General features: G+C 63.3%; 22 protein-coding genes and 2 tRNA genes. 10 read left to right on the forward strand and 14 right to left on the reverse strand.

The genetic code is table 11. The features are described from left to right. Window positions 1–20: 20 nt before the first annotated feature. Genes ACDC66_RS13020 through ACDC66_RS13035 form a run of 4 tightly spaced genes read left to right on the forward strand, consistent with a single transcriptional unit; the run spans window position 21 to window position 5,375 of the window. Window positions 21–680, forward strand: coding sequence for a TetR/AcrR family transcriptional regulator (locus ACDC66_RS13020; protein WP_376697163.1), 660 nt, complete (start codon window positions 21–23; stop codon window positions 678–680). A 2-nt stretch (window positions 681–682) separates the two neighbouring features. Beyond that, entirely contained in the window at window positions 683–1,762 is a 1,080-nt protein-coding gene (locus ACDC66_RS13025; RefSeq protein WP_376697164.1) for an efflux RND transporter periplasmic adaptor subunit, read from the forward strand. Continuing rightward, window positions 1,759–4,836 carry an efflux RND transporter permease subunit gene (locus ACDC66_RS13030; RefSeq protein WP_376697165.1) on the forward strand — a complete coding sequence of 1,026 codons (3,078 nt, stop codon included), beginning with the start codon at window positions 1,759–1,761 and terminating at the stop codon, window positions 4,834–4,836. The genes ACDC66_RS13025 and ACDC66_RS13030 overlap by 4 nt, the downstream gene beginning before the upstream one ends. Then, complete coding sequence (locus ACDC66_RS13035) at window positions 4,833–5,375, forward strand: NADPH-dependent FMN reductase (protein ID WP_376697166.1); 543 nt, start codon at window positions 4,833–4,835, stop codon at window positions 5,373–5,375. The genes ACDC66_RS13030 and ACDC66_RS13035 overlap by 4 nt, the downstream gene beginning before the upstream one ends. Window positions 5,376–5,920: 545 nt before the next feature. Here ACDC66_RS13035 and ACDC66_RS13040 read toward each other — a convergent pair. After that, a tRNA-Arg gene (locus ACDC66_RS13040) sits at window positions 5,921–5,997 on the reverse strand. Window positions 5,998–6,007: 10 nt separating this feature from the next. Beyond that, complete coding sequence (locus ACDC66_RS13045) at window positions 6,008–7,168, reverse strand: ribonuclease D (RefSeq protein ID WP_376697167.1); 1,161 nt, start codon at window positions 7,166–7,168, stop codon at window positions 6,008–6,010. A gap of 159 nt (window positions 7,169–7,327) precedes the next feature. On the opposite strand from ACDC66_RS13045, the gene ACDC66_RS13050 reads away from it, so the two are divergent. Further along, a complete protein-coding gene (locus tag ACDC66_RS13050; RefSeq protein ID WP_376697168.1) occupies window positions 7,328–9,157 on the forward strand; it encodes an SUMF1/EgtB/PvdO family nonheme iron enzyme in 1,830 nt (609 codons plus the stop codon). Between the two features lie 187 nt (window positions 9,158–9,344). Further along, the gene (locus ACDC66_RS13055; RefSeq protein WP_376697169.1) at window positions 9,345–10,622 is read left to right on the forward strand and encodes an NAD(P)/FAD-dependent oxidoreductase; all 1,278 of its coding nucleotides are present in this window, start codon (window positions 9,345–9,347) and stop codon (window positions 10,620–10,622) included. A gap of 8 nt (window positions 10,623–10,630) precedes the next feature. On the opposite strand, the gene ACDC66_RS13060 is transcribed toward ACDC66_RS13055, so the two are convergent. From ACDC66_RS13060 to metX, 3 genes are all read right to left on the reverse strand, one after another. After that, a tRNA-Leu gene (locus tag ACDC66_RS13060) sits at window positions 10,631–10,717 on the reverse strand. 36 nt (window positions 10,718–10,753) lie between these two features. Beyond that, entirely contained in the window at window positions 10,754–11,326 is a 573-nt protein-coding gene (locus tag ACDC66_RS13065; protein ID WP_376697170.1) for a cysteine dioxygenase family protein, read from the reverse strand. After that, window positions 11,323–12,408 (reverse strand): homoserine O-acetyltransferase MetX, encoded by a 1,086-nt coding sequence (gene metX, locus ACDC66_RS13070; protein ID WP_376697171.1) that lies wholly within the window; start codon window positions 12,406–12,408, stop codon window positions 11,323–11,325. The genes ACDC66_RS13065 and metX overlap by 4 nt, the downstream gene beginning before the upstream one ends. A 131-nt stretch (window positions 12,409–12,539) precedes the next feature. Between metX and ACDC66_RS13075 the strand changes: the two genes are divergently transcribed. Next, on the forward strand, window positions 12,540–14,069 hold the full coding sequence (locus tag ACDC66_RS13075; protein WP_376697172.1) for a cryptochrome/photolyase family protein: 1,530 nt from the start codon (window positions 12,540–12,542) through the stop codon (window positions 14,067–14,069). A gap of 52 nt (window positions 14,070–14,121) precedes the next feature. Here ACDC66_RS13075 and ACDC66_RS13080 read toward each other — a convergent pair whose 3' ends face one another. Further along, entirely contained in the window at window positions 14,122–14,391 is a 270-nt protein-coding gene (locus tag ACDC66_RS13080; protein ID WP_376697173.1) for a Trm112 family protein, read from the reverse strand. 132 nt (window positions 14,392–14,523) lie between these two features. Here ACDC66_RS13080 and purE point away from each other — a divergent pair, with 132 nt between their 5' ends. Together purE and ACDC66_RS13090 are read left to right on the forward strand one after the other, a co-directional pair. After that, window positions 14,524–15,021 carry a 5-(carboxyamino)imidazole ribonucleotide mutase gene (purE, locus tag ACDC66_RS13085; protein WP_376697174.1) on the forward strand — a complete coding sequence of 166 codons (498 nt, stop codon included), beginning with the start codon at window positions 14,524–14,526 and terminating at the stop codon, window positions 15,019–15,021. Then, the gene (locus ACDC66_RS13090; RefSeq protein ID WP_376697175.1) at window positions 15,018–16,142 is read left to right on the forward strand and encodes a 5-(carboxyamino)imidazole ribonucleotide synthase; all 1,125 of its coding nucleotides are present in this window, start codon (window positions 15,018–15,020) and stop codon (window positions 16,140–16,142) included. The genes purE and ACDC66_RS13090 overlap by 4 nt, the downstream gene beginning before the upstream one ends. A gap of 7 nt (window positions 16,143–16,149) precedes the next feature. Here ACDC66_RS13090 and ACDC66_RS13095 read toward each other — a convergent pair whose 3' ends face one another. From ACDC66_RS13095 to rnt, 5 genes are all read right to left on the reverse strand, one after another. After that, complete coding sequence (locus ACDC66_RS13095; RefSeq protein WP_376697176.1) at window positions 16,150–16,710, reverse strand: DUF1543 domain-containing protein; 561 nt, start codon at window positions 16,708–16,710, stop codon at window positions 16,150–16,152. After that, window positions 16,700–17,770 (reverse strand): ABC transporter ATP-binding protein, encoded by a 1,071-nt coding sequence (locus ACDC66_RS13100; protein ID WP_376697177.1) that lies wholly within the window; start codon window positions 17,768–17,770, stop codon window positions 16,700–16,702. Before ACDC66_RS13100 ends, ACDC66_RS13095 begins: the two co-directional genes overlap by 11 nt. After that, window positions 17,767–18,942 (reverse strand): aspartate aminotransferase family protein, encoded by a 1,176-nt coding sequence (locus ACDC66_RS13105; RefSeq protein WP_376697178.1) that lies wholly within the window; start codon window positions 18,940–18,942, stop codon window positions 17,767–17,769. The genes ACDC66_RS13100 and ACDC66_RS13105 overlap by 4 nt, the downstream gene beginning before the upstream one ends. Before the next feature lie 89 nt (window positions 18,943–19,031). Then, window positions 19,032–19,613 carry a superoxide dismutase gene (locus ACDC66_RS13110; RefSeq protein ID WP_376697179.1) on the reverse strand — a complete coding sequence of 194 codons (582 nt, stop codon included), beginning with the start codon at window positions 19,611–19,613 and terminating at the stop codon, window positions 19,032–19,034. A 104-nt stretch (window positions 19,614–19,717) separates the two neighbouring features. Next, window positions 19,718–20,338, reverse strand: coding sequence for a ribonuclease T (gene rnt, locus ACDC66_RS13115; protein WP_376697180.1), 621 nt, complete (start codon window positions 20,336–20,338; stop codon window positions 19,718–19,720). A 32-nt stretch (window positions 20,339–20,370) separates the two neighbouring features. Between rnt and ACDC66_RS13120 the strand changes: the two genes are divergently transcribed. Continuing rightward, complete coding sequence (locus tag ACDC66_RS13120; protein WP_376697181.1) at window positions 20,371–21,243, forward strand: TraB/GumN family protein; 873 nt, start codon at window positions 20,371–20,373, stop codon at window positions 21,241–21,243. Here ACDC66_RS13120 and ACDC66_RS13125 read toward each other — a convergent pair. The 3 genes from ACDC66_RS13125 to ACDC66_RS13135 are packed head-to-tail and all read right to left on the reverse strand — an operon-like array spanning window position 21,237 to window position 23,203. Next, window positions 21,237–22,028, reverse strand: a complete 792-nt coding sequence (locus tag ACDC66_RS13125; RefSeq protein ID WP_376697182.1) for an HvfC family RiPP maturation protein — start codon at window positions 22,026–22,028, stop codon at window positions 21,237–21,239. The two genes, ACDC66_RS13120 and ACDC66_RS13125, sit on opposite strands and share 7 nt — an antisense overlap. Continuing rightward, window positions 21,994–22,851, reverse strand: a complete 858-nt coding sequence (locus ACDC66_RS13130; RefSeq protein ID WP_376697183.1) for an HvfB family MNIO-type RiPP peptide maturase — start codon at window positions 22,849–22,851, stop codon at window positions 21,994–21,996. The genes ACDC66_RS13125 and ACDC66_RS13130 overlap by 35 nt, the downstream gene beginning before the upstream one ends. A gap of 13 nt (window positions 22,852–22,864) precedes the next feature. Beyond that, window positions 22,865–23,203 carry an HvfA family oxazolone/thioamide-modified RiPP metallophore gene (locus ACDC66_RS13135; protein WP_376697184.1) on the reverse strand — a complete coding sequence of 113 codons (339 nt, stop codon included), beginning with the start codon at window positions 23,201–23,203 and terminating at the stop codon, window positions 22,865–22,867. Between the last annotated feature and the right edge of the window lie 37 nt (window positions 23,204–23,240).

Genomic DNA, 23,240 nt, shown 5'->3' on the forward strand with positions numbered 1-23,240 from the left:
ATGAGAGAACCCAAGCCCTTGTGAATTCGAAACTGCACGACTGTTCTGGATCAGACTCGGAGGATACGCCTGCGACCGGGCGAGACCGCCTGCTCGGCGCGGCCGAGACCGAGTTTGCCGAGCGTGGTTACTCGGGCGCCTCGATAGCCGGAATTGCCCGTCGCGCCGAGGTTGGCAAGTCGACGGTGTTTCATCACTTCGAGTCCAAGGAAGCGCTCTATCTGGCGGTCATATCACGAGCGGCGGCGGACTTCGCGCACACGCTCGAGCATGTGCTCTCCTCGTCGCAGAGCATCGGCGAGGGGCTTGCGCGGTTCCAGGCCGCCCATCTCGACCATATGCATCAGAATACCCAGGTTGCCCGCCTGATTCTGCGCGAACTGCAGGACGAGCGTTTCGGGCACGACCGCCCGCTGATTGCCGAAGTGCTGTCGGCCAATTACACGCGCCTGCTGCGATTTTTGCAGGCCGCCCAGTCCCGCGGCGAGATACGCGCCGACGCCGACTGTGAAGTGGCGGCCATCGCCATGTTCTCGGCCAATGTATTCCACTTCCAGTACGCTGAGGCGATGGCGCGCACCCCGGAGCTCGCCGCAGCCAGCGACGGCGCGCGTTTCACCCAGTCCATTTCCGATCTTGTCCTCAACGGCCTCAATGCCCCCGAATCAGGAAGCGTTTGACCATGCGTTCGAAGACCCAGTTTTCATTCCTCTGCATTCTCTCTCTCCTGGTTGTCGCCTGCGGGCAGGATGATTCGGACGGCGGTTCCGAGCGATCAACGCCGGTGACCGTCACCGAAGCCGTCGTCCAGCCCGTCGAATGGATCGAGCGATCCGTCGGTCGACTGCACGCCAATAGCGCGCCGCACGTGGCCGCCGAGACGGCCGGCCCGGTCGCCGCCGTCCATCACGATGCCGGTGATGTCGTCGAGGCTGGAGAGCGGCTGGCCGAACTCGATGACCAAGTTCAGACCATCGCGGTTAATTCGGCTCGCGCCGAGCTGCGTCGTCTCGAGGCCCTGCTGTCCAACGAGCGTCGCCGCGTACGGCGCCTGACCAACCTGCGCGAACAGCAGTCGGTTTCCCAGGATCAGCTCGATGAGGCCGAAACCAATGTTGAATCGCTGGAGGCGCAAATCGAGTCGGCGCGATCCGCACTGGACGATGCCGAGTACAACCTGGCGCGTACCCGAATCGTCAGCCCGGTCAGCGGCATTGTTCAGGAGCGCCTGGTTAGTGCCGGCGACTTCGTCAATCGGGGGCAGGTGATGTTTGAACTGGTCTCGCCGGCGGCGTTGCGTGCATTCGTTCCTTTGCCCGAACATCTGCAGAATCGCGTCGAGGTCGGCCAGCTGGTGCGGCTTTGGGTGCCTTCCCGGCCCGACGACGTTCACGAGTTCGAAGTGACGGAAATCCGCCCGCAGGTGGGCTCGGGCTCCAGGGCCATCGAGCTCATCGTGGATCTCGACAATCCCGGCGGCTGGCGGGTCGGCGGTTCGGTGTCCGCCGAAATCGTAATCGAGCGTCGTGACGGCCTGATCGTTCCGCCGGGAAGCGTGGTCCGCAGGCCGGATGGCCGCGTGGTCTACGTGGTCGAGGACTCGCGCGCCCGTGAAAGGCCGGTGGAAGTCGGCCTTCGTGATGCCGACTGGATCGAGATTCTCGAAGGCGTGAGCGAAGCCGAACGCGTGGTCGTCGACGGTGCCGGCTTCATGACCGATGATGCCAGGGTCACGGTCGAGGAAGGCGGAGAAGCACGATGACATTGCCGGAGCTATCCATTCGCCGGCACGTGCTGGCCTATATGGTTTCGGCGGTGATGGTGCTGTTCGGTATCCTCGGATTCCAGCGCATCGGCATCGACCAGTTCCCGGAAATCGAGTTTCCGCTGGTTTCGGTCACCACGGTGTTGCCCGGCGCCAGCCCGGAGATCGTCGAGGCCAGCATTACCAGCATCATCGAGGGGTCGGTCAACAGCGTTCCCGGCATCGACTATATCCAGTCCAGTTCCTCGCCGGGCGTTTCCAACGTCACGATCAACTTCCAGCTGTCGAAGGACATCGACGTCGCCTTCAACGAGGTCCAGGCCAAGGTCAACCAGATCGTGCGCCAGCTGCCCGAGGATGCCGACCCGCCGGTGGTCGCCAAGGTTGAGGTCGGCGCCAGCCCGGTCATGTGGCTGGCGCTGCAGGGCGATCGCACCATGCAACAGCTCAACCAGTATGCCGAGAACGTTATCAGCAAGCGGTTGGAGACGATCAATGGTGTGGGCGAGGTGCGCATCGGCGGCCGGCGCGAGCGCACCATCCGCGTGGAGGTCGATCTCGAGCGCATGAATGCCCTCGACATCACGCCACAGGACATCCGTCGGGCGTTTGCCTCCGAGCATGTCCAGTTCCCCGGCGGGTTCCTCGTGTCCGGCCGCACCGAGTCGCTGATCAAGCTGGACCTTGAATATCACAGCCCCGAGGCGCTTTCCGAAATGGTCGTGGCCCATCGCGACGGTGCGCCGGTCCGGCTCGACGATATCGCCGAGGTCGTCGACGGCCTGGCGGATTACCGCTCGGTCGCCCGCTTCAACGGCGAGCCGACGGTGGGATTGGGGATCGTCAAGATTTCCGGATCGAACACGGTGGCCATCGTTGACGAGGTCCAGCGCCGGCTCGAGGAAGAGATCATCCCGCAGCTGCCGCCGGGCATGAGCATCCAGGTCGCCTCCGATGACTCGGAACTCATTCGTGAGATCGTCCGCGCGCTGCAGGATCACTTGTGGGAAGGCGCGCTGCTTGCGGCCATCATCGTGCTGCTGTTCCTGCGCTCGTGGCGCGGCACCATCATCATCGCGCTGGCCATTCCCGTTTCGCTGCTTGCGGCGATGGCGGCAATCAACCTGATGGGTTACACGCTCAACACGATGACCCTTCTGGCGCTCCTGCTGCTCATCGGCGTCGTCGTCGACGATGCCATTGTCGTGCTCGAAAACATCTATCGACACCGACAGGAAGAAGAGCCCGATCCGGAGAAGGCGGCCATTGCCGGTTCCAACCAGGTCTTTTTCGCCATCATCGCGACCACTCTGACGCTGGTTTCCATTTTTGCGTCGGTGATCTTCCTCGGCGGCATCATCGGCCGGTTCTTCGAGTCGTTCGCGGTCACCGTGACGGTGGGAGTTCTGGCCTCCTCGATCGTTGCGCTGACGCTCACCCCCGTGCTGTGCGCGCGCTTTCTGCGCGTGCGCCGTCAGGACAGTGAGCACGGCCGTGTCTACCATCAAATGGACCGCTTCTTCGACGGCATGAACCGCGGCTATCGCCGCCTGCTCGACGGTTCGCTTAAGCGGCGCTGGACGGTCATCCTCGTGGCCCTGTTGGTGGTGGCCAGTTCCGGCTTTTTCTTCGCCGCCATCGACAAGGAGTTCGTTCCCGAGGAAGACGAGGGCCGGTTCCAGGTCTTCTTCCGCGCCCCGTTGGGTACCGGCATCGAGGCGAGCAACGAGTACATGAAGGAGATCGAGTCGGTACTCGCGTCCAAGGACGTCATCCGCAGCTACTTCACGGCCATCGGCCTGGGTGCCGCCGGAGAGGTCAACCGCGGCATTGCTTTTGCCCGCATGGTCGAGCGCTCCGAGCGCGACATCAAGCAGCAGGATTTCCTCGATGAGTTGCGCGGCGAACTGGCCGGTATTCCGGGCGTGATCGCTTTCGCCGCGCCGCCGTCGATCGTCAGCGGGCAGCGCGGCGACCCGCTGCAGTTTTCCATCACCGGTCCCGATCTCGACACCGCCGCCGAGCTGGGTGAAACCATGAAGTCCCGGCTGGAAGAGATCGAGGGCATGGGTCGCCTCGATCTCGATCTGCAGCTCAACCTGCCGCAGATCGACGTCGAGGTCGATCGGGTGCGTGCCGCCGACGCCGGCGTCAGCTCGGCCGACGTCGCCTTTGCCGTGAACATGCTCGTCGGGGGGTTCGACATCGCCCGCTACAATGATGAACCCGGTGACGGCGAGCGCTACGATATTCGCGTCAAGGCACGCGACGGCCAGTTCGACAGTCCGGACGACCTCAACCGCATCTATCTCCGGGGCAGAGACGGCTCGCTGGTGCGCTTCGACTCGATTGCCGAGGGCGTCGAGCGGCTGGGACCGGCGGTGATTACCCGCTTCGACCTGAACTACTCGGCCGATTTCTTCGGCAACCCCGAGATGCCCCTGGGCGAGGCCATTACCGCTATCGACGAGATTGCCGAAGATATCCTGCCCCTGGGTTACCGCGTGGCCTACAAGGCGCAGGCCCGGGAGTTCCAGCAGACGCAGCAATACGTGATGTTCGCCTTCGTGCTGGCCACGATCCTGGTGTTCATCGTGCTCGCGAGCCAGTTCAACTCGTTCATCCAGCCGCTGATCGTCATGGTCGCGCAGCCGCTGGCCGTCATCGGCGGCGTGCTGCTGCTGTGGCTCACCGGCAATTCACTCAATATTTATTCGATGATCGGTATGGTGCTGCTGGTCGGGTTGGTGGCCAAGAATTCCATCCTGCTGGTGGATCTGACCAACCAGTTCCGCGCTCAGGGACAGGGCGTCGACGAGGCGCTGAGTAACGCCTGTCCCATTCGCCTGCGCCCGGTGCTGATGACCTCCCTGACGGTCATCCTGGCGCTGACGCCGCCGGCGCTTGGCTTCGGGGCCGGTTCCGACACCAACGGCCCGCTGGCCATCGCCGTCATCGGCGGCATGCTCAGCTCGACGTTGCTGACACTGGTGGTGGTGCCGGCGGTCTATTCGCTGATCGAAAACAGCAATTTCCTGGGCTCGAGACAACAGGACGTGGAGTCGACATGAAACTGATCATCTTATCGGGAAGCCTGAGAAAGCGCTCGTTCAACACCCGGCTGGCCCGCCTGATGGCCGAACGGGTGCCCGAAGGCGTCACGGCCGAAGTGGCCACGCTGCACGGCATTCCCCTCTACGACGGCGACCTCGAGGAGGCCGACGGTATTCCGGAGACGGTCGAGTCGCTACGAAGCCATATCAAGACGGCCGAGGGCCTGGTTCTGGTGACACCCGAGTACAACGCGGGCATGCCCGGCGTGTTCAAGAATGCGCTGGACTGGCTGACGCGTCCGGGAGAGGAAATGAAGCCGACGTTCGGCGGCCGGCCCACCGCTCTGGCTGGCGCCACCCCGGGTGCCTGGGGCACGGGATTCGCCCAGGCCGGCGCGCTCATCAACCTGCGGCAGCTTGGCTGCCATCTGTTTCCGGACCACCTGCGCGTCTCGAAGGCGGGAGATCGTTTCGACGGTGAACGCGCCGACGATGAGTTGAAGGAGCAGGTGGCGAACTGGCTGGATAAATTCACCACCTTCGCCGGAGGCAGTTGAAGCAGGATTCTGTGATCTGTACTTAGCCTTCTGCTGTCTCAGACTTCAGTCCACAGACTGCTGATCACCGAAAGATGGCGCCCCGGGCAGGAGTGCTGCGCGGCCTGGCGGCCGCTTGGCCTTCGGCCTGAAGACGCTTCGCGCTTCAGCGAGCTCGCGCGTAGGGAGCCTCTGAACAACTCTGCGCGGAGCGCGTTTCAGTCGGAAATGCCGCAGATCGTGTGATGCGACCCGAGTGACAGTAGCCGTAGCTACGGCCGAGGGGCGCAACGCGCGAGATGCGGCATTTCCGGCGAAACCCGGAGGGCCGGCGCCTTTGCGGGGTCTCCGCTTCGTTTCGGCTCGCTCATTTGGAATGACCAAACCACGCTCGCCGAAGCCAAACCGGAGCCTCCCGCAAAGGCACCGTCGCGCCCGCGCAGAGCTGTTCAGAGGCTCCCGCCGGCGCTCGGTTCGAACCTTTGTTGTCATTTTGTCGCAGGTTCGAATTGTGCCACCGGCAAGTGATTCGGGTTACATTCTGAGCTTGCAGTGGCTTGTACTATTGGCGCCCCGGGCAGGATTCGAACCTGCGACCTGCCGCTTAGGAGGCGGCTGCTCTATCCTGCTGAGCTACCGGGGCGTTGCTGGAATCACGAGGCCGAAATACTAACAGACGCGCTCTCCAATCGCCCGTCGAGAATCCGGCCCCGCCAGCCGTTGAGCCAGTCGGGACGTTCGCCACGAATCAGGCGGGTCAGTTCCTTCTTGCTTGCGATGACGGCCGGTTCGACTTCCAGTTCTTCGGCAATCGTCCGGACCGACTGCTGAGCCTCTCGTAACTGATCACGCTGTTCGGGCGTAAGCGAATCCAGCCAGTTCGGGCGCATAAAATCTTCAGCTCGGACCTCGTCGAGCACACACTCGATGGCCTTGCCGAAACGTTTGCGTTGTCCACCCGGCATCCGGCTGATGGCCTGGTTCAGCCGGCCCTGACCGGCAGCCTGGGCGAGTTCGATCAGTGTGTCGTCGGCGATCACGAAACGACGCGGAAGGTCTTTTTCCTGAGCGGCTGTTTCGCGCCAGCGGGCGAGGGCGTCGAGGCGGGCGACGTCCGGTGTTTCCAGTCGGCCGGCACCCTTGACCCGGCTCAGCGGCGGCGTGATGTCGCCGGCGCGGGCGGCGTCCACGATCCGTGCGCAGTCTTCCCGGTGCCACTCGAGGCGGCCGGCTTCCTCGAGCAATTCCTCGAGCCGGTGCTTGAGTCGCGGCAGCCAGATGACGTCCTCGGCGGCATAATGCAGAAGCTCCCTGGCCAGCGGACGCCGGCACCAGTCGTTGCGCGCCTTGCCGCCGACCAGGTCGACATCGAGCGCGGCCTTGACCAGATGTTCGTAGCGAAGCTGGAGGGGCATGCCCAGAAGGGCGGCGGCGACCTGGGTGTCGAACAACGGTTCCGGCCAGCAGCCGCCAACCGCGTGCAGGATTTCCAGGTCTTCACCGACGCTGTGAAGGACCTTGACGATGCCGGAATCGGCCAGGAGGTCGCCCAGGGCAGCTGATTCGGGAGCCGCCACGGCATCGAGCAGCCACACCTCGCGGCCGTCGCTGAGCTGTATCAAGCCAGGGCGGGCGTGAAACGTACGCTCTCGTACGAACTCCGTATCCAGGCCGATGGTGTGCGTGGATGCGCAGCTTGAACACGCTTTTTCGATAGCGGTCTCGGATGCGAGAAGCGTAGCGTCCTCGACGGCTTTCTGTGCTGCGCGAATCTCTTCGTCTCCTGCGGCCTGGCAGGGCAGTTCCTTCGGCATGGGATTCGAGTCTCCGTTACTGGCGGTGGTTGTCGTGGGCGTCTCGATACGCTATTTTCACACATTCGATTGGTGTGCCTGTTGCCGCGAATGGGCCGGGGGAACCTGAAGGGAAGACGCCAATCCTTCGTTTTACCAGCAATGGGAGCTGAGATTTAGATGAGATATCTGCTGCTTGCAACGAGCGTTGTTTTCGCGTTTTCGCCCTGGGCGGCCATTGCCCAGGAAGATGCCGAGACGACGGAAGGGGCCGAAGCCGAGGCGCAGACCGAGGAAACTGAGGAGCAACGAAGTGTGAGGCGCCTCGGGGATGTCGTGGGTTCGGGAGATGAGTTCGATATCGATTTCGACAATCTGAACGTACCCGAGCAACCGGTCGAAGACGTCCCGGAAGTGAGTCTGCCCGATCCCGAGCAGGATGAGGAATTGCAGACGCTGCTGCGAAGGCGCGCATTCGTGCCTAACGATCAGGATACGCTCGATGCCCTGAGTGACTTGATCGACCAGGTCGAGGCCGACATCAGCGAAGCGCTGGGTCAAGGCGATCTGGCGACGGCGCAACAGCTCGCAGGCGTTGTGGCCGAAGTCGAGCCCGAGCGCGAAATCATTGGCGAGGTCGAGTCGGCGGTTGAGCAACGGAACTCGATCGGCCAGGCGCTCGAGCAGGCAGCGGCCGCACTGGAAGCCGGGCGCCTGACGCAACCGGCCGGAGACAATGCGGCTGAGTTGTTTGCCCGCGCCCTGGAACTCGATCCCGGAAACGAGACGGCTGAGGCCGGTCTTGTGGAAACGCACCAGGCCATCGTTGCCAGTGCCGTCAGCATGGCTCAAGAGGATCTGGACTTCGAAGGCGCCGAGGCCCGACTGGCCGAGGCAGAGGACGTTCATGAGTCGCCCGAAGTCATTGCCGAAGCCCGTGACAGCATCGCCGAGTTTCGGACGCGTCACATTGAGAACCTCCACGATGAAGCATTGACGCATATCGATGAAGGTCGCTACGACCAGGCCGACGAGACGATTACGGAACTGGTCGCGCTTGGACACGAGCGCGATAGCGTGGAATCACTTCAGGCATCGTTGGCCGATGCCCGCCTTTACGGCAGCTTCGAGCCGGGGCAGGCCTTCAACGATGAAATCGAAGGGCTGGGTAAGCCGGGGCCGGAAATGGTCGTGGTTCCCGCTGGCAGCTTCATGATGGGGTCGCCGGAGGATGAAGAAGATCGGATGGCCAACGAAGGGCCCCAGCACCGGGTCAGCTTCGACCGGGGATTCGCGCTATCCCGAACGGAGATCACCGTTGGTCAGTTTGGCGATTTCGTCGATGCGACGGGCTATCGGACCGATGCCGAGATTTCGGGTTCTTCCCGGATCTACAACCTGGAAACCGGGCGCATGGACGACCGTGATGACGTCAACTGGCGGCTGGACTTCGCCGGGGAGACGGCTGACGACGATCTGCCCGTGATTCATGTCTCCTGGCGCGACGTCACGGCTTATATCGACTGGCTATCCGAAGAGACCGGGCGCAACTACCGTCTGCCGTCGGAAGCCGAGTTCGAATATGCCTTGCGCGCCGGTAGCCAGAGTCCGTACTGGTGGGGCGAGGGCCCGCCGCCGGAAGACGATATGGAAAACGTCACCGGTGACGGGGATACCTCGCCAACGGGTGCTCGCTGGAACGTGGCGTTCCGTCGCTATTCCGACGGTCACTGGGGCCCTGCGCCGGTGGGTAGCCTCGTACGCAATCCTTTCGAACTCAACGACATGGGCGGCAACGTCATGGAATGGGTGGAAGACTGCTGGCATGACAGCTTCGTACGGGCGCCCGATGACGGTTCGGCCTGGGTGAACCCGGGCTGCGAGCGACACGTGATCAAGGGCGGCTCGTGGTCGAGCACGCCGGCCATGTCGCGGTCGGCGTTCCGCATTTCCAGCAGTGCGGAAAGCACCGACATGCGCGTCGGCTTCCGCATCGCGCGCGGCCTGTAACGCCTTTTAGCGCCGGGTCCGCGGGGCCCGGCGCGCCCATACATCATTCCGATTCGGGTCGCTCCCGGCCCCGCCTTTTTTCCTGCTTGCACAAGTATTAGCAAACCTTTATATTAGTTAAAAGCGATATAAAGGTGTGCTTGTTTACCATTTCGGGCAAGCGCCATGATGCAAGCAGGAGAAGACAATGGCCAGAATCGTCATCATCGGGGCAGGAATCGGCGGGGTTCCGGCCGCCTACGAATTGCGCGACACGCTCGGGGCCGACCATGAAATCACCATCGTGGGCGCCCAGCCGTATTTTCAGTTCGTGCCTTCCAATCCCTGGGTGGCCGTGGGTTGGCGTGATGCCGAAGCCATCACGGTCGACCTGGCCGGTCCGATGGAAAAGCGGGGTATCCGCTTCGTGCACGACACCGTTTCGGCCATCGATCCGGAAGGGCAGCAGGTGAGCCTGGCCGGCGGATCGTCCCTGGACTACGATTACCTGGTCATCACAACCGGCCCCGAACTGGCCTTTGACGCCATCGAGGGCCTGGGGCCGGAGTCCGGTCATACCCATTCGATCTGCACCCTGGATCACGCCCAGAAGGCCTGGGCAGACTACCAGCGCTTTCTTGAAAACCCCGGCCCCATCGTGATCGGCGCGGTGCAGGGCGCGAGCTGCTTCGGGCCAGCCTATGAATTCGCCATGATCGTTGATGCCGACTTGCGCAAGCGCAAGCTCCGCGACAAGGTGCCGATTACCTTCGTGACCAGCGAACCCTATATCGGGCATCTCGGGCTCGGCGGCGTGGGTGATTCCAAGAGCCTGATGGAGCACGAATTGCGCGAACGCCACATCCGATGGGTCACCAATGCCCGCGTGGATCGTATCGAGGCCGAAACCATCCACATCACCGAGGTCGACGACGAAGGCCAGGACCGGCGCAGCCAGGAACTCCCGTTCCACTTTTCCATGATGCTGCCCGCCTTTCGCGGGGTGCCTGCGGTGGCCAGCACCGAGGGTCTGTGCAATCCCAAGGGTTTCGTCAACATCGACGACTATCAGCGTAACCCCAACTATCCGAATATCTACTCGGCCGGGGTCTGCGTTGCGATTCCGCCGGTCGAGGAAACGCCGTTGCCGGTGGGTGCCCCCAAGACAGGCTACATGATCGAGTCGATGATCAGCGCCATTGTCCAGAATATCGCCGCGGACATCGAAGGCCAGCCGGTCGAAGCCCAAGCGACCTGGAATGCCATCTGCCTGGCCGATCTCGGCGATTCCGGCGTGGCATTCGTCGCGCTACCGCAAATCCCGCCGCGCAACGTCACCTGGGCCAAGCAGGGCAAGTGGGTGCACTGGGCCAAGATCGCCTTCGAGAAGTACTTTTTGCGCAAGGTGCGCAAGGGACACGCCGAGCCGGTCTATGAGCGCTATGTGCTCAAGGCGCTGGGTATCACCAGGCTGACCGGCAAATAAAATGTAGTTGGTGCCGAGGGCGGGAATCGAACCCGCACTGCCTTTCGGCAAACGGATTTTGAGTCCGTCGCGTCTACCAGTTCCGCCACCCCGGCGCGGATGCCTATTGTCTTTTCCCCGGTCGTGTTTGTCTAGTCCGCGTCCAGGCTGAGGGAGGTCGGTCGGGGCTCATACCAGTGGCCCTCGACGGGCTTGAAAACGCAACACTCGTCCATCACGCCGGAATAGATATGGATGGTGACTGCCGGCTCGTCCTTGCTGGGATTGGCGATGGTGTGGTGTTCATGCGGCGGAATCAGGCTGCCGGCACTGCCCACGCCCGAGCGCATGGTCGTACGCGGTTCGAACCTGAATTCGTCCTTGCCGCGCTCGACCAGCTCGTATTGCACCACCTCGATCTCGCCGTGCCAGACCGCCTCGACGCACCACATGCCGGCGTGGTCGTGCAGCGGCGTGCCCTGACCGGGCCCCCAGGTCATGGCCAGAACGGTGTAACCCAGTTCCGTGTCCTGGTGCAGCAGCCGGCGGCAGTAGTGATCCTCGCTGTGCTCGTACACGCACTCGGGCAAGCGGATGCGCTCGTCTGCCATGAGTTCGCACAGGCTCTGGCGTAGATTCCGGGTGATTTGTTCCGCGCTGTCAGCCGACACGGCGCGGTGAATGCATTCGATCATGTGAGACTTGCCGGGGAAATCCAGGCTCATTGCAACCACTCCCTGATCGGTTTTCCAAAAGTCGGGACGTCGGCCAGGAAGGCGTCGTGGCCCTGGACAGAGGGCAGCGCCTCATAGGTGACGTCGTTGCCGCTGCTCTCGAGCGCGGCGGCCAGTTCCTGTTGCTGGTTCAGCGGGAACAGGATATCGGTTTTTACACCCAGCACCAGTGCCTCGCCGGAGAAACAACGGTCGAACATTCGCTTGAGTGTTTCCTTGCTGTCGCAGAAATCGAAATTGTCCATTGCCCGAGACAGATAGAGGTAGCTGCAGGGGTCGAACTGGCCGACGAATTTTCGAGCGTGGGTCTCCAGATAGGACTCGACGGCAAAGCGCATGCCGAAGCGGGTGGGCGGAAAATAGTCCTGGCTCTGTCGACCGAAGCGTTGTTGCCATTCGGTGGCCGAACGGTAGGAAATCATCCCCAGCTTGCGCGCCAGACGCATGCCGACCTCGGGCCAGGCGTCCTCGGTGTACTGGCCGTCCTGGAAGTTACGGTCGGTGACGATGGCCTCTCGCTGCAGCGAGCGAATGGCAATCGCCATGGGCGTGGCCGAGCAGGCCGACGAGATCAGCGCCAGCTTGCGCGTACTCTGCGGGAACTGTTTGAGCCAGGCCAGGGCGGTCAGGCCGCCCATCGATGGGCCGATGACCGCGTGCAGGGTCTCGATGCCCAGGTGCTCGACCACAAGGCGTGTGGCGCGGGCGATGTCTTCAATGGCCAGTTCGGGGAACGTCAGGCGCCAGGGCTTGCCGGTCTCCGGGTTGATGCTGGCCGGCCCGGTCGAGCCCATGCACGAACCCAGCGAATTGACGCACAGGACGAAAAAGCGGTCGGTGTCGATGTAGCGCCCGGGGCCGATCATGTCTTCCCACCAGCCCGGATCGGGGTCCTGCGTGCTTGAAGCGGCGTGCGCTCCGGGTGACAGGCCGGTGAAGATCAGGATGGCATTGGACTTGTCGGCATCCAGTTTGCCCCAGGACTCCCAGGCCAGGCGCAGGCTGGGCAAATGGCCGCCGCGGTAGAGCGTAAACGGCTGATCGAGATCGAAATAATGTGTGGCCGGGCCCATGCGGGGTCTCGCGCTCGAAAACGTCCCATTCTATAACGCAATCGGTTTCCGGGCAGGCGGGTTGTTGAAGACGGGCCAGTCACTCGGGAAGTGGTAACTTCAAAATCGGCCCTGCAAGATAAGGAAACGCGATGGGAATCCGGCTCGGACTGATCTGTGGGGATCAGTTGCACTGGCCCAACCCGGTCTGCGCCGCGCTCGATCCGGCGCACGATCGACTGCTGATGGGAGAACTGGCCGCCGAGACCGGTTATGTCTGGCACCATGCCAAGAAGATCGTCCTGATCCTCTCGGCCATGCGTCATTTCGCCGGCAGGGCTCGCGAGTCCGGCTGGACGGTGGATTACCACCGATTCGATGCAACCGGCACGGTCGTCGGTTTTTCGGACCTGATCGAGCAGGCCTGCATGGCGCACGAGGTCGAAGAAATCGTTGTGACCTGGCCGGGTGAGTGGCGCATTCTCAAGGAAATCCAGGGCTGGTCGTCGCGCTTTGGCGTCGACGTGACGATCCTGCCGGATTCGCGCTTCGTCGGCTCGTTGGAGGAATTCAACGAATGGGCGGCCGAGCGGCGCCAGCTTCGCATGGAATTCTTCTACCGGCGCATGCGGCGCAAGACCGGCTACCTGATGGACGGCGACGCCCCGGTCGGCGGCGACTGGAACTTTGATCGTGACAACCGCAAGGCCTGGAAAGGCGATCCGCCGGCGGCCAGTCCGATGTCGTTCACCCCCGACCAAACCACCCGCGAGGTGATCGACACGGTTGCCGAAGACATCGATGCATTTGGTGAGCTGGATGGCTTCGATTACCCGGTCACTTCGGAGCAGGCGAGACGAGCGCTGGCCCATTTCATTCGCTCGGCGGCGGCCCATTTCGGCGACTACCAGGACGCCATGCACACAGACTCCGACTGGCTGTTCCACAGCCGGCTGTCGTCGAGTCTCAATGTCGGCCTGCTGACGCCGCGCGAAGTCTGCGGTGCCGTCGAATCGGCCTGGCGTGACGGCGACATGCCGCTCAACGCCGCCGAGGGCTTCATTCGCCAGATCATCGGCTGGCGCGAGTTCGTGCGCGGGATCTACTGGCGCGAGATGCCCGACTATGCCCGACGGAACAGCCTGGGCAACGATCGGAATCTTCCGGCCTTTTACTGGAGCGGTGAGACCGGCATGAACTGCCTGCGCGAGACCATCGACGCCACGCGTCGCAATGCCTACGCCCACCACATTCAGCGCCTGATGGTCACCGGAAATTTCGCGTTGCTGCTCGGTATTGTTCCCGAGCAGGTTTGCGAGTGGTACCTGGCCGTCTACGCCGACGCCTTCGACTGGGTCGAGCTGCCCAATACCCTGGGCATGGTGATGCACGCCGACGGCGGACTGCTGGGCTCCAAGCCCTACGCCGCCAGTGGCAAGTACATCGACCGCATGAGTAACTACTGCGCCGGCTGCCGCTACAACGTCAAGGAGACGACGGGTGAGAACGCCTGCCCTTTCAATGCGCTCTACTGGGACTTCCTGATGCGGCACCGAAAGCGTTTCGAGCCGAACGCGCGCATGAAGATGATGTACCGGCACGTCGACCGGATGAGCTCGGAGAGGCGGCGGGAGGTCACGGCTAGGGCCCGCTACATCAAGACCCGGGTCGAAGACCTGTAGAGGGCGGACGAAATCCCAGGGGGATCCAAGTAATCAGAACTGCAGCGGCTTGTCAGAGCGGTTCGGTGAACTGGGTGGTGCCGATACCGCGGTCGGGCAGCAGCACCGGAATGCCGTCGATGACCAGGTAGATCACCTTGTCGTCGCGGGTGATCAGCGCCTCGCGCGGCTTTTCTTCCACCGGGCTGTGATCCACGTACTGGACGTCACCGGCGGCGATGCGCTCGGCCAGTTTCTTCAGCCGGCTCTTTTCAAGCGGGCGCAGCGGTTGGTGGCTGACCGGGCAGCACAGGATGTCGAGAAGGGGATCTGCAATGGCCATGTGCCGATTGTATCCCGTCCGTGGATTGACGCAAAGCGCGTTCGCAAGACATGTCCCGGGCGCGTCAGAGCTTCCCTGAGGCCTGCGGCACTGCTAGTATTGCCTGTTTTCCCTTAGCGGAGGGACCGCAAAATGGCCGAAGCTCCCCTGATCGGCATCATCATGGGCTCGAAAAGCGACTGGGAGACGATGTCGCACGCCGCCGAAGTGCTGGATGAACTGGAAGTGGCATACGAGGTAAAAGTGGTTTCCGCCCACCGTACGCCGGATGCCATGTTCGAGTATGCCGAGAGCGCCGAGGCGCGCGGCATCGAGGTCATCGTTGCCGGTGCCGGCGGTGCGGCGCACCTTCCCGGCATGGTCGCGGCCAAGACCGTGCTGCCGGTCCTGGGCGTTCCCGTGCAATCGCGAACGCTCAATGGTCTGGATTCGCTCCTTTCGATTGCCCAGATGCCCGGCGGCGTGCCGGTCGGCACGCTGGCCATCGGCAAGGCCGGGGCGGTCAACGCCGGCCTGCTGGCCACCTCGATGGTCGGCCGTGCGCATCCCGAAATTCGCGAGCGCTATCGCCAGTGGCGCCGGGCTCAGACCGATCGGGTGCTGAGCGCCACCGATCCCCGCCAGTCATGAAGATCGGAATTCTCGGCGGCGGACAGCTTGCGCGGATGATGGCCCAGGCCGGTCAGCCACTGGGCGCGGAGTTCGTTTTTCTCGATCCCAAGGCCGACGCCTGCGCCGGCCAACTGGGCCGCTTGATCACCGCCGACTGGGCCGATGAAGCTGCCCTGGAAAAGCTCGCCGGCTGCGACCGCATCACCTGCGACTTCGAGAACGTACCGGCGGCCGTACTCGAGCGACTGGCCGAGTCGGGCCATCCGGTCCGCCCGGCCGCCAACGCCTTTGCCGCTGCCCAGGACCGCCTGACCGAAAAGCGGCTGTTCGAGTCGCTCGACATCGAGGTCGCGCCCTTTGCGCCGGTTTCGGGCCGAACCGACCTGCTCGAGGCGCTGGATCGCATCGGCTATCCCGCGGTGCTCAAGACCCGCCGGATGGGCTACGACGGCAAGGGGCAGTACCTGCTCCGCTCGCAGGAAGATCTCGAACCGGCCTGGTCCGAATTGGGTGACCACGAGTTGATTCTCGAGGGCTGGGTGGATTTCGACTTCGAGTGCGCCATTACCGTGGTGCGCAACGCCGCTGGCGAGATGCGATGCTACCCGCTCTCGCGCACCGTGCATTCCGACGGCATGCTGCGGCTGGCGGCCGCCCCCGCGCACGTCGATCCCGGTGTGCGTGAGCGTGCCGAGGCCTGCGGTCGGCTGCTCGCCGAGCACCTGGGATACGTGGGTTGTCTGACCCTGGAGCTGTTCGTCGCGGGCGATCGCATCCTGGGCAACGAGTATGCGCCGCGCGTGCACAATTCCGCGCACTGGACTATCGAAGGCGCCATCTGCTCGCAGTTCGAGAATCATATCCGTGCCGTCTGCGACATGCCGCTGGGCAGCACGGCGCTGCGCGCGCCGGCACTGATGTTCAACTGGATCGGCGCGATGCCGTCGGCGGAAAAGCTGCTGACGGTGCCCGACCTGCACTGGCACGATTACGGCAAGGAGGCCCGGCCCGGTCGCAAGGTAGGGCACGCCACGCTGTTGGCCGAGACCTGGCCGGCGCTGGTGCCCGTGGCGCTGGACATGCAGCGGTCATTGCCTGCGCCGCTCGACCGGCTGCTCGGCGAATTGGTTCAGATCTGATCGGGTTTCAGGTTTCGGCCTGCTTCGATCGCCATTCGGCAATCGTGCGGCCCGGAACCGGGAAATAACCGTTGGTGACGGCCGGTTCCCCGGCGGCAGGGTCGGCTTCGAGATGAATGTGCCAGTCGTCGGCACGGACCTCCAGAATATCGTCGACGTCGTACAGATCGTCGCGGTGGACGGAATCGCGGCCCACCAGCAGTTCTTTCCGGGCGCGCTTTTTGACCTCGGAGACCGATTGCCCCGCATACAGCGCGTAGGCATGACGCTCCCACAGTTCGCCCGGCGCATACCCGCCAATATTGACGAAGTACAGCCGTATGCCATTGTCCGCCGGCTTGTCCGACAAGAACACGCGGTAGCCCGGAACCTGCTCGACCCGCGTCCAGGCGTCGACGTGCAGGCCCTCCGGGTTGCCGAACCACTGATCGAGCAATTGCTCGTGCGTTGACTCGAGATCGCGGCCGACGGCGAATGCGATGTCGTGCAGTTCCACCTTGGAGCCGGGAGCACGCCCACCGAGGCAGACGACATACAGCGCCGGGGTGTTGCCCTTTTCAGTGGCCATTGGGGTTCGACGGGGTGATGAAGGATTCGGCCTGTGCCGTTGGGAACAACACCAGGTGGCGAGCGTCCAGCGTGACGCCGATGGTTTCGTCCACGGCGTAGTCGTCGTGACTGGGAAACAGCGCGGCGATCTCCTCGCCGGTGTCCAGCACCAGGCGATACAGGATCTGGGCGCCCTGGAACTGGCGCGCCATGACCCGGGCGCGGGGGCCGTTGGCGTCGGGCCGGATATCGTCGGGGCGGATCAGCAGCGCCAGCTCATCGCCCTCGGGACGGTCGGACGGTATCGGTGAGCGTCCGAGGCCGTGAACCAGTACCTCTTCCTCCACGCGCGCTTTCAGGTAGCTGCCGCGGCCGGTGAATGCGGCCACGTAGTGGCTCGCAGGGCGGTGATAGAGCTGGTAGGGCGAGTCCCACTGCAGCATGCGGCCGTCCTTGAGCAGGCCCACCTTGTCGGCCAGCGCAAAGGCTTCCTGCTGGTCATGCGTGACCATCAGGGTGGCCGTTCCGCGGGCCTTGAGAATGTTACGGACCTCCTCGCCCATGTGGCGCCGCAGCCGGGCGTCGAGGTTGGAGAACGGTTCGTCCATCAGCAAAACGGCCGGCTCCGGCGCCAGTGCCCGCGCCAGGGCGACGCGCTGCTGCTGGCCACCGGACAGTTCGTGCGGGTAGCGGTGGGCGTAGCCGTCGAGGCCGGTCAGAGCCAGCAGTTCGTCGATGCGCCCGGCTCGTTCTGTGCGCGACAGACGACGGAGGCCGAAGCCGACGTTGCCTGCAACGTCCAGGTGCGGAAAAAGCGCGTGATCCTGGAAGACCATGCCGACGCTGCGCTTCTCCGGCGCGAGCCGGAAGTCCGGCGTCGAGGCGACTTTCCCGCCGATGCGAATTTCGCCGGCTTGCAGCGGTTCGAAACCCGCTATGGCCCGCAATGCAGTGGTCTTGCCGCAGCCCGAGGCCCCGAGCAGGCAGCCGATCTCACCCTCGTCGAGTTCGAAGCTCAGGCCGCGAATGACGTTGCCCTCGCTGTAGCCGAGCCAGATGTCGTCGACTTCGAGAATCATGGGCAGTAGCGCTCGCGGATGCAGTGGACCACGACTTCCGCGATGCGGTCGATTTCTTTGTCGCTGACGATCAACGGCGGCAGAAGGCGGACGGTACGGCCGCGGGTGACATTGATGATCACGCCGGCGGCGAGCGCGTCGGCCTTGAGTTCAGCGCAGTCTCGGTCAAGCTCGATGCCCACCATCAGCCCGCGGCCGCGGATATCCCGGATTGGCGCGAGACCTTCGAGATGCTGGCGCAGGGTGTCGACAAGGCGGCGTCCCGCGCGCTCGGCACGCTCACCGATGGATTCCTCGCGCATGACATCGATGACCGTCAGCGCGGCTCGGCAGGCCAGCGGATTGCCGCCGAATGTCGTGCCGTGGCTGCCGGGCTTCATCAGCGCGGCGACCTCTTCACGCGCCAGGCATGCCGCGACCGGCACGCCGTTGCCGAGCGCCTTGGCGACGGTGACGACATCGGGTTGTAATGCGTCGTGGTGTTGATAAGCGAACCAGCGGCCGGTCCGGTTCATGCCGCTCTGGATTTCGTCGAGCATCAGGAGGGCGTCGTGCTTGTCACACAGGCGGCGCAGGCTCGGCAGATAATCCTCGAGCGGTACGTGCACGCCGCCTTCGCCCTGGATGGACTCGACCAGCACGGCGACAATGTTCGGGTTTTCCGCGAAGGCACGTTCAGCGGCCCCGGTGTCGCCGAAGGGCACGCGCACGAAGCCGTCGACCAAGGGCCCGTAGCCGGCCTGGATGGCCGCGTTGCCCGAGGCGCTGATGCCCGCGAGGGTACGGCCGTGAAAGCTGTGTTCGGCGACCAGAACTGCCGGAGTGTCGATTCCCTTGCCGTGGGCGTGAAGGCGCGAGAGCTTGAGGGCGCATTCGATCGCCTCGGCGCCGGAATTGGCGATAAACGCTCGGTCCAGCCCGCTGATGTCGGCCAGGGCGTCGCCGAGTTGTTCCTGCAACGGCAACTCGACAATGTTGGCGGTGTGGATGAGCTTGTGCGCCTGCTCGGCGATCGCCCGGGCCAGCTTCGGGTGAGCATGCCCCAGGCTGCACACGCCGATGCCGGAAATGGCGTCGAGGTAGCGCTGGCCCTTCTCGTCGATCAGCCAGGCGCCTTCACCGCGGACGATGCGCACCGGCATGCGCGCATAGGTATCGAACAGATGCGTCATCAAATCCGTCGAGGATCGAAAGATGCGGTCATTCTACCGCTGACCGGCGGCGTGAGCACGCCGCCGGTCGACGGATAGGCTTTCAATGGTCAGTCGCGCAGGCGTGAGGCGACGAAATCCCAATCGACAATTTCCAGGAAGGCTTCGACGTACTTGGGCCGTGCGTTGCGATAATCGATGTAGTAGGCGTGCTCCCACACGTCACAACCCAGCAGGGCGGTATTGTCGCTCAGCAGCGGATTCTCCGCGTTCGGCGTGGAGGTGATGTCCAGCTTGCCGTCCGGCGTCTGGACCAGCCAGCCCCAGCCGGAGCCGAAGCGTTTGACGCAGGCCTGCGTGAATGCATCGACGAAGCGGTTGTAGTCGCCGAAGTCGCGCTGGATCAGCTCGCCCAGCTTGCCTTCCGGTTCCTTGCCGCCGTTGGGCGTCATGCAGCGCCAGTAGAGGTTGTGGTTCCAGATCTGGCCGGCGTTGTTGAACATGGGGCCGGAGGACTTGCGCACGATGTCCTCGAGCTGCATGTCGGCGAACTCGGTGCCGTCGATCATGTCGTTGAGCGTGTTGACGTAGGTCTGGTGGTGCTTGCCGTAGTGATATTCCAGCGTCTCGGCCGAAATGTTCGGGGCCAGCGCGTCCATCGAGTAGGGCAGGTCGGGAAGCTCAAAAGCCATGGTGCGATCCTCCGTTGCGTGCGAATGAAGCAAACTCTTTCATGAAACTACATTGGAATGATAAACCCTTCCTTTCAAGGGCGTGAAAATTTGGTGCCGGAGCGTTAGCCGTTGTCTTCTTCCATTTCCTCGAGGTGACGCCAGCGGTTGACGATGTTGCAGAAAAGCGCTGCGGTGCGCTCGGTATCGTAGGCGGCCGAGTGTGCGCGACTTTTGTCCCAGTCCAGGCCGGCGGCCGCAACCGCCCGCGCCAGCACCGTCTGGCCATAGGCCAGGCCGCCAAGCGTGGCGGTGTCGAAGCAGCTGAACGGGTGGAAGGGGTTGCGCTTGTAGCCGGTGCGTTCGATCGCGGCATTGAGAAAGCCCAGGTCGAAATGCGCGTTGTGGCCGACCAGCACGGCCCGTTTGCAGCCGGTCTCGCGCAGGCTGTGGCGAACGGGAAGGAACAGGTGCTTGAGCGCGTCGCGTTCACTGACGGCCGGCCGGAGCGGATGATCGGGACGGATGCCGTTGAACTCCAGCGCGGCTTCCTCGATGTTGGCGCCCTCGAAGGGCTTGATATGCTGCATCATGACCTCGCCGGGCGAAAGCCAGCCGTCGTCGTCCATTTCGATGATGCAGATCGCGAGTTCGAGAAGGGCATCGGTACGCGAGTTGAAGCCGCCGGTTTCGACGTCGACGACCACGGGCTGGAAACCGCGAAAGCGGTTGACGATTGAAGGCATGAAGAATGAACGCAGGCAAAAGAGTCAGGATAATGCACCGTCTTCCGTTTGACCATAGACGGATCAGGACGTGGGCCATCCTCCTCGCCCTGGCACTCCTGCCGGCAGCGGCGCCGGCCCAGGTATTCTGGTCGGTGACCGACGACAACGGACGGCAGAACTGGCTGCTGGGGACGATGCATAGCGAGGATCCCCGGCTGCTCGAATGGCCGGAGCCGCTCGTTGATGCAATGGGGGACGCGGAGCGAATCGCGCTCGAGCTCGTGCCCGACAGCAGAATGCTCGAGCGCCTGCAGCGGGCCATGGCCTCCGAGCAGCCCCTGGACGAAGTGCTCGACGCCGAACTTCACGGGAAAGTCGTGGACATCCTGACCGACAAGTACGGTATGACCCGTTCGGCCGTCAACCGGCTCAGGCCCTGGGCCGTGGCGCTGACCCTGGCAACACCGCCGCCCGAGACGGGGATGTACATGGACCTGATGATCTCCTATCGTGCCCAGGGTGCCGGGCTCGACGTGGTGCCCCTGGAAACTGTCGACGAGCAGATCGATTTTCTCGCTGGCCTCTCGATGGAAGATCAGCTCAGCCTGATCCGCGAGACCGTTGATGACCACGGCGCACACGAGGCCGTTTTCGAGCAACTGGTATCGGCCTATCTCGACGGCGATCTCCAGCGGCTCGACCGCCTGGCCGAAAAGCAGATGGCGGGGCTGGACGAGCGCATCGTGCGTTACTTCGACGAGCGGGGCCTGGCAGCACGCAATCGGCGAATGCTCGAGCGGGCCGACCCCTGGCTGGAAGTCGGCGGGCTGATCATCGCCGTGGGTGCGCTGCACCTGCAAGGCGACGATGGGTTGGTCGAATTACTCAGGGAGCGTGGCTGGCAGGTCGAAGCGATCTATTGACTGGCGCTGGAACGCGAACCGAGTATGACTTCGCGCTCGCGCAACCGATCGAGCATGGAGCGGCCGGACTGCACGATTGCCTGCGGGTCGGGTGCCCGCATTTCACCGGCGATTTTCTCCAGGGCCGCCTGTCCCGACAGCTCGGGCTCCTGGTCGATGATTTCCAATAAGCGGGCAGTCACTGCGTTGAGCTTCATGAAACCAGTGCGATCGTTTCGCCGGCGCCAGGCCGCCAGGATCAGCGGCTGCTCGAGCGGCTGGCGGGGCTGGTTGTCCGGTGAGATTTCGTGCACCGGCCACTGGTACTGTGCCAGCCGCAGTGTCGGGTTGAGCTCAATGGGTGCTGGCAGCAGATCGCCTTCGGGGTCGCAGCTGACCCTGGTGGGATCGGCTTCGGCCAGTCGTACACAGGTCTCCAGGAATTCCCAGTGCGCCAGTTCCAGCGCGAATGGCGGCAGCCCATCGGGTTTGTCTTCCTCGAGAAAGCGCACGAACTCCCGGCCGATTTCGGTAAACATCGGCGTGGTCGAGCGGTGCTCGACCAGAAACTCCCGGATCAGGGACTGCCAGCGCTCGCGCTCGACAATCCTGTGGAGTACCGGGAAGTTCTTCGAGAACAGGTTGCTCAGGTTGCCGAAAAAAAGCCGTCGGTAGATTGCCAGGCGGCGATCCTCCGGGCCGTCCGGAGCCTGTATATGCTCGGGATCACGAATATGCCCTGCGAACTGTCGCTGCAGGGCGAGCAGACTTTCAGGAGGCGAATTGCTGTTGTTGTGCGGGGGCATGTTCGTGCTGCAAGTTGCGAATATGGGAAACCTCGGCGAGTAGTTCTTCGGCCGGGGGGAAATTGAAGTCACGCTCGAGCAAGGTCGGAACCGCGCCGAGCCGCTGGTAGGCCTCTGCAAGCAACTGCCAGACCGGGTCGATGACCGGGGCGCCGTGCGTGTCGACGATCAGGTCCTCGGCCTCATTGTGATGGCCGGCCACATGGATGTAGGCGATTCGGTCGGCGGGCAGCCCGGCCAGGAACTCATGCGGATCGTAACGGTGATTGACGCTGTTGACGTAGATGTTGTTGACGTCGAGAAGCAGCAGGCAATCGGCCTTCTCGAGCACGGCGTTGATGAATTCCAGCTCGCTCATCCGGGCGCCAACCGTTGCATAGTAGGAAATATTCTCCACCGCAATGCGCCGGCCGACGATGTCCTGGGTTTCACGAATTCGCGAAGCAACCCAGTCGACGGCTTCTTCCGTAAAGGGAATGGGCATCAGGTCGTAAAGATGGCCGTGCTCGGAACAGTAACTCAGGTGTTCGGAATAGCCCTTGATGTCGTGCTGGTCAAGGAAGCGGCGGACCCGCTCCAGGAAGCCGCGGTCCAGCGGTTCGGGCGCGCCAAGGGAGAGCGATAGCCCGTGACACACGAAAGGGAAGCGCTCGGTGTACTCGGCGAAGCGGCGGCCGAGGCGGCCGCCGACGCCGATCCAGTTTTCGGGAGCGACCTCCATGAAGCCGACCTCTGAGAGATCGGCCTGAAGGAGGGGTTCAAGCAGGCCGCGTCTGAGACCCAGCCCCGCTCCGTTCAGATTGAAAGTGGATGCGCTCGACATACTAAATCAAGGATCAAACGGTGCCGCAGGTTCCTTCACCGCAGCTGCCTTCTTCATCCTTGTCGTCGCCGGAGTCTTCACCACAGGAACCTTCACCGCAGCTGCCTTCTTCGTCCTTGTCTTCGCCGCAGGAACCTTCACCACAGCTGCCTTCCTTGTCCTTGTCTTCGCCGCAGCTTCCTTCACCACACTTGCCTTCCTTGTGGTCGTCGGCGGAGACCTGGAAACCGGCCGGAAGGTCTTCGGCCTGGAACGGGTTGGTGCCGGCATCCTGCGATGCCATCGCGCTCAGGGAAAACGAGGCGGCGGCAACGGTGCTGATGGCGGTTAGCAGATACTTTTTATCACTCATGACTGATCCTCCAGGGTTTGGAATAAGGGCAAACATC

The sequence above is a fragment of the Wenzhouxiangella psychrophila genome (assembly GCF_042310375.1).
Classification (GTDB): domain Bacteria; phylum Pseudomonadota; class Gammaproteobacteria; order Xanthomonadales; family Wenzhouxiangellaceae; genus Wenzhouxiangella.

What these genes read in the sequence shown, in the direction of transcription:
- ACDC66_RS13025 (WP_376697164.1), top strand. Translation starts at nt 683, where the DNA reads ATGCGTTCGAAGACCCAGTTTTCATTCCTCTGCATTCTCTCTCTCCTG.
- ACDC66_RS13030 (WP_376697165.1), top strand. Translation starts at nt 1,759, where the DNA reads ATGACATTGCCGGAGCTATCCATTCGCCGGCACGTGCTGGCCTATATG.
- ACDC66_RS13035 (WP_376697166.1), top strand. Translation starts at nt 4,833, where the DNA reads ATGAAACTGATCATCTTATCGGGAAGCCTGAGAAAGCGCTCGTTCAAC.
- ACDC66_RS13045 (WP_376697167.1), bottom strand. Translation starts at nt 7,168, where the DNA reads ATGCCGAAGGAACTGCCCTGCCAGGCCGCAGGAGACGAAGAGATTCGC.
- ACDC66_RS13050 (WP_376697168.1), top strand. Translation starts at nt 7,328, where the DNA reads ATGAGATATCTGCTGCTTGCAACGAGCGTTGTTTTCGCGTTTTCGCCC.
- ACDC66_RS13055 (WP_376697169.1), top strand. Translation starts at nt 9,345, where the DNA reads ATGGCCAGAATCGTCATCATCGGGGCAGGAATCGGCGGGGTTCCGGCC.
- ACDC66_RS13065 (WP_376697170.1), bottom strand. Translation starts at nt 11,326, where the DNA reads ATGAGCCTGGATTTCCCCGGCAAGTCTCACATGATCGAATGCATTCAC.
- metX (WP_376697171.1), bottom strand. Translation starts at nt 12,408, where the DNA reads ATGGGCCCGGCCACACATTATTTCGATCTCGATCAGCCGTTTACGCTC.
- ACDC66_RS13075 (WP_376697172.1), top strand. Translation starts at nt 12,540, where the DNA reads ATGGGAATCCGGCTCGGACTGATCTGTGGGGATCAGTTGCACTGGCCC.
- ACDC66_RS13080 (WP_376697173.1), bottom strand. Translation starts at nt 14,391, where the DNA reads ATGGCCATTGCAGATCCCCTTCTCGACATCCTGTGCTGCCCGGTCAGC.
- purE (WP_376697174.1), top strand. Translation starts at nt 14,524, where the DNA reads ATGGCCGAAGCTCCCCTGATCGGCATCATCATGGGCTCGAAAAGCGAC.
- ACDC66_RS13090 (WP_376697175.1), top strand. Translation starts at nt 15,018, where the DNA reads ATGAAGATCGGAATTCTCGGCGGCGGACAGCTTGCGCGGATGATGGCC.
- ACDC66_RS13095 (WP_376697176.1), bottom strand. Translation starts at nt 16,710, where the DNA reads ATGGCCACTGAAAAGGGCAACACCCCGGCGCTGTATGTCGTCTGCCTC.
- ACDC66_RS13100 (WP_376697177.1), bottom strand. Translation starts at nt 17,770, where the DNA reads ATGATTCTCGAAGTCGACGACATCTGGCTCGGCTACAGCGAGGGCAAC.
- ACDC66_RS13105 (WP_376697178.1), bottom strand. Translation starts at nt 18,942, where the DNA reads ATGACGCATCTGTTCGATACCTATGCGCGCATGCCGGTGCGCATCGTC.
- ACDC66_RS13110 (WP_376697179.1), bottom strand. Translation starts at nt 19,613, where the DNA reads ATGGCTTTTGAGCTTCCCGACCTGCCCTACTCGATGGACGCGCTGGCC.
- rnt (WP_376697180.1), bottom strand. Translation starts at nt 20,338, where the DNA reads ATGCCTTCAATCGTCAACCGCTTTCGCGGTTTCCAGCCCGTGGTCGTC.
- ACDC66_RS13120 (WP_376697181.1), top strand. Translation starts at nt 20,371, where the DNA reads ATGCACCGTCTTCCGTTTGACCATAGACGGATCAGGACGTGGGCCATC.
- ACDC66_RS13125 (WP_376697182.1), bottom strand. Translation starts at nt 22,028, where the DNA reads ATGCCCCCGCACAACAACAGCAATTCGCCTCCTGAAAGTCTGCTCGCC.
- ACDC66_RS13130 (WP_376697183.1), bottom strand. Translation starts at nt 22,851, where the DNA reads ATGTCGAGCGCATCCACTTTCAATCTGAACGGAGCGGGGCTGGGTCTC.
- ACDC66_RS13135 (WP_376697184.1), bottom strand. Translation starts at nt 23,203, where the DNA reads ATGAGTGATAAAAAGTATCTGCTAACCGCCATCAGCACCGTTGCCGCC.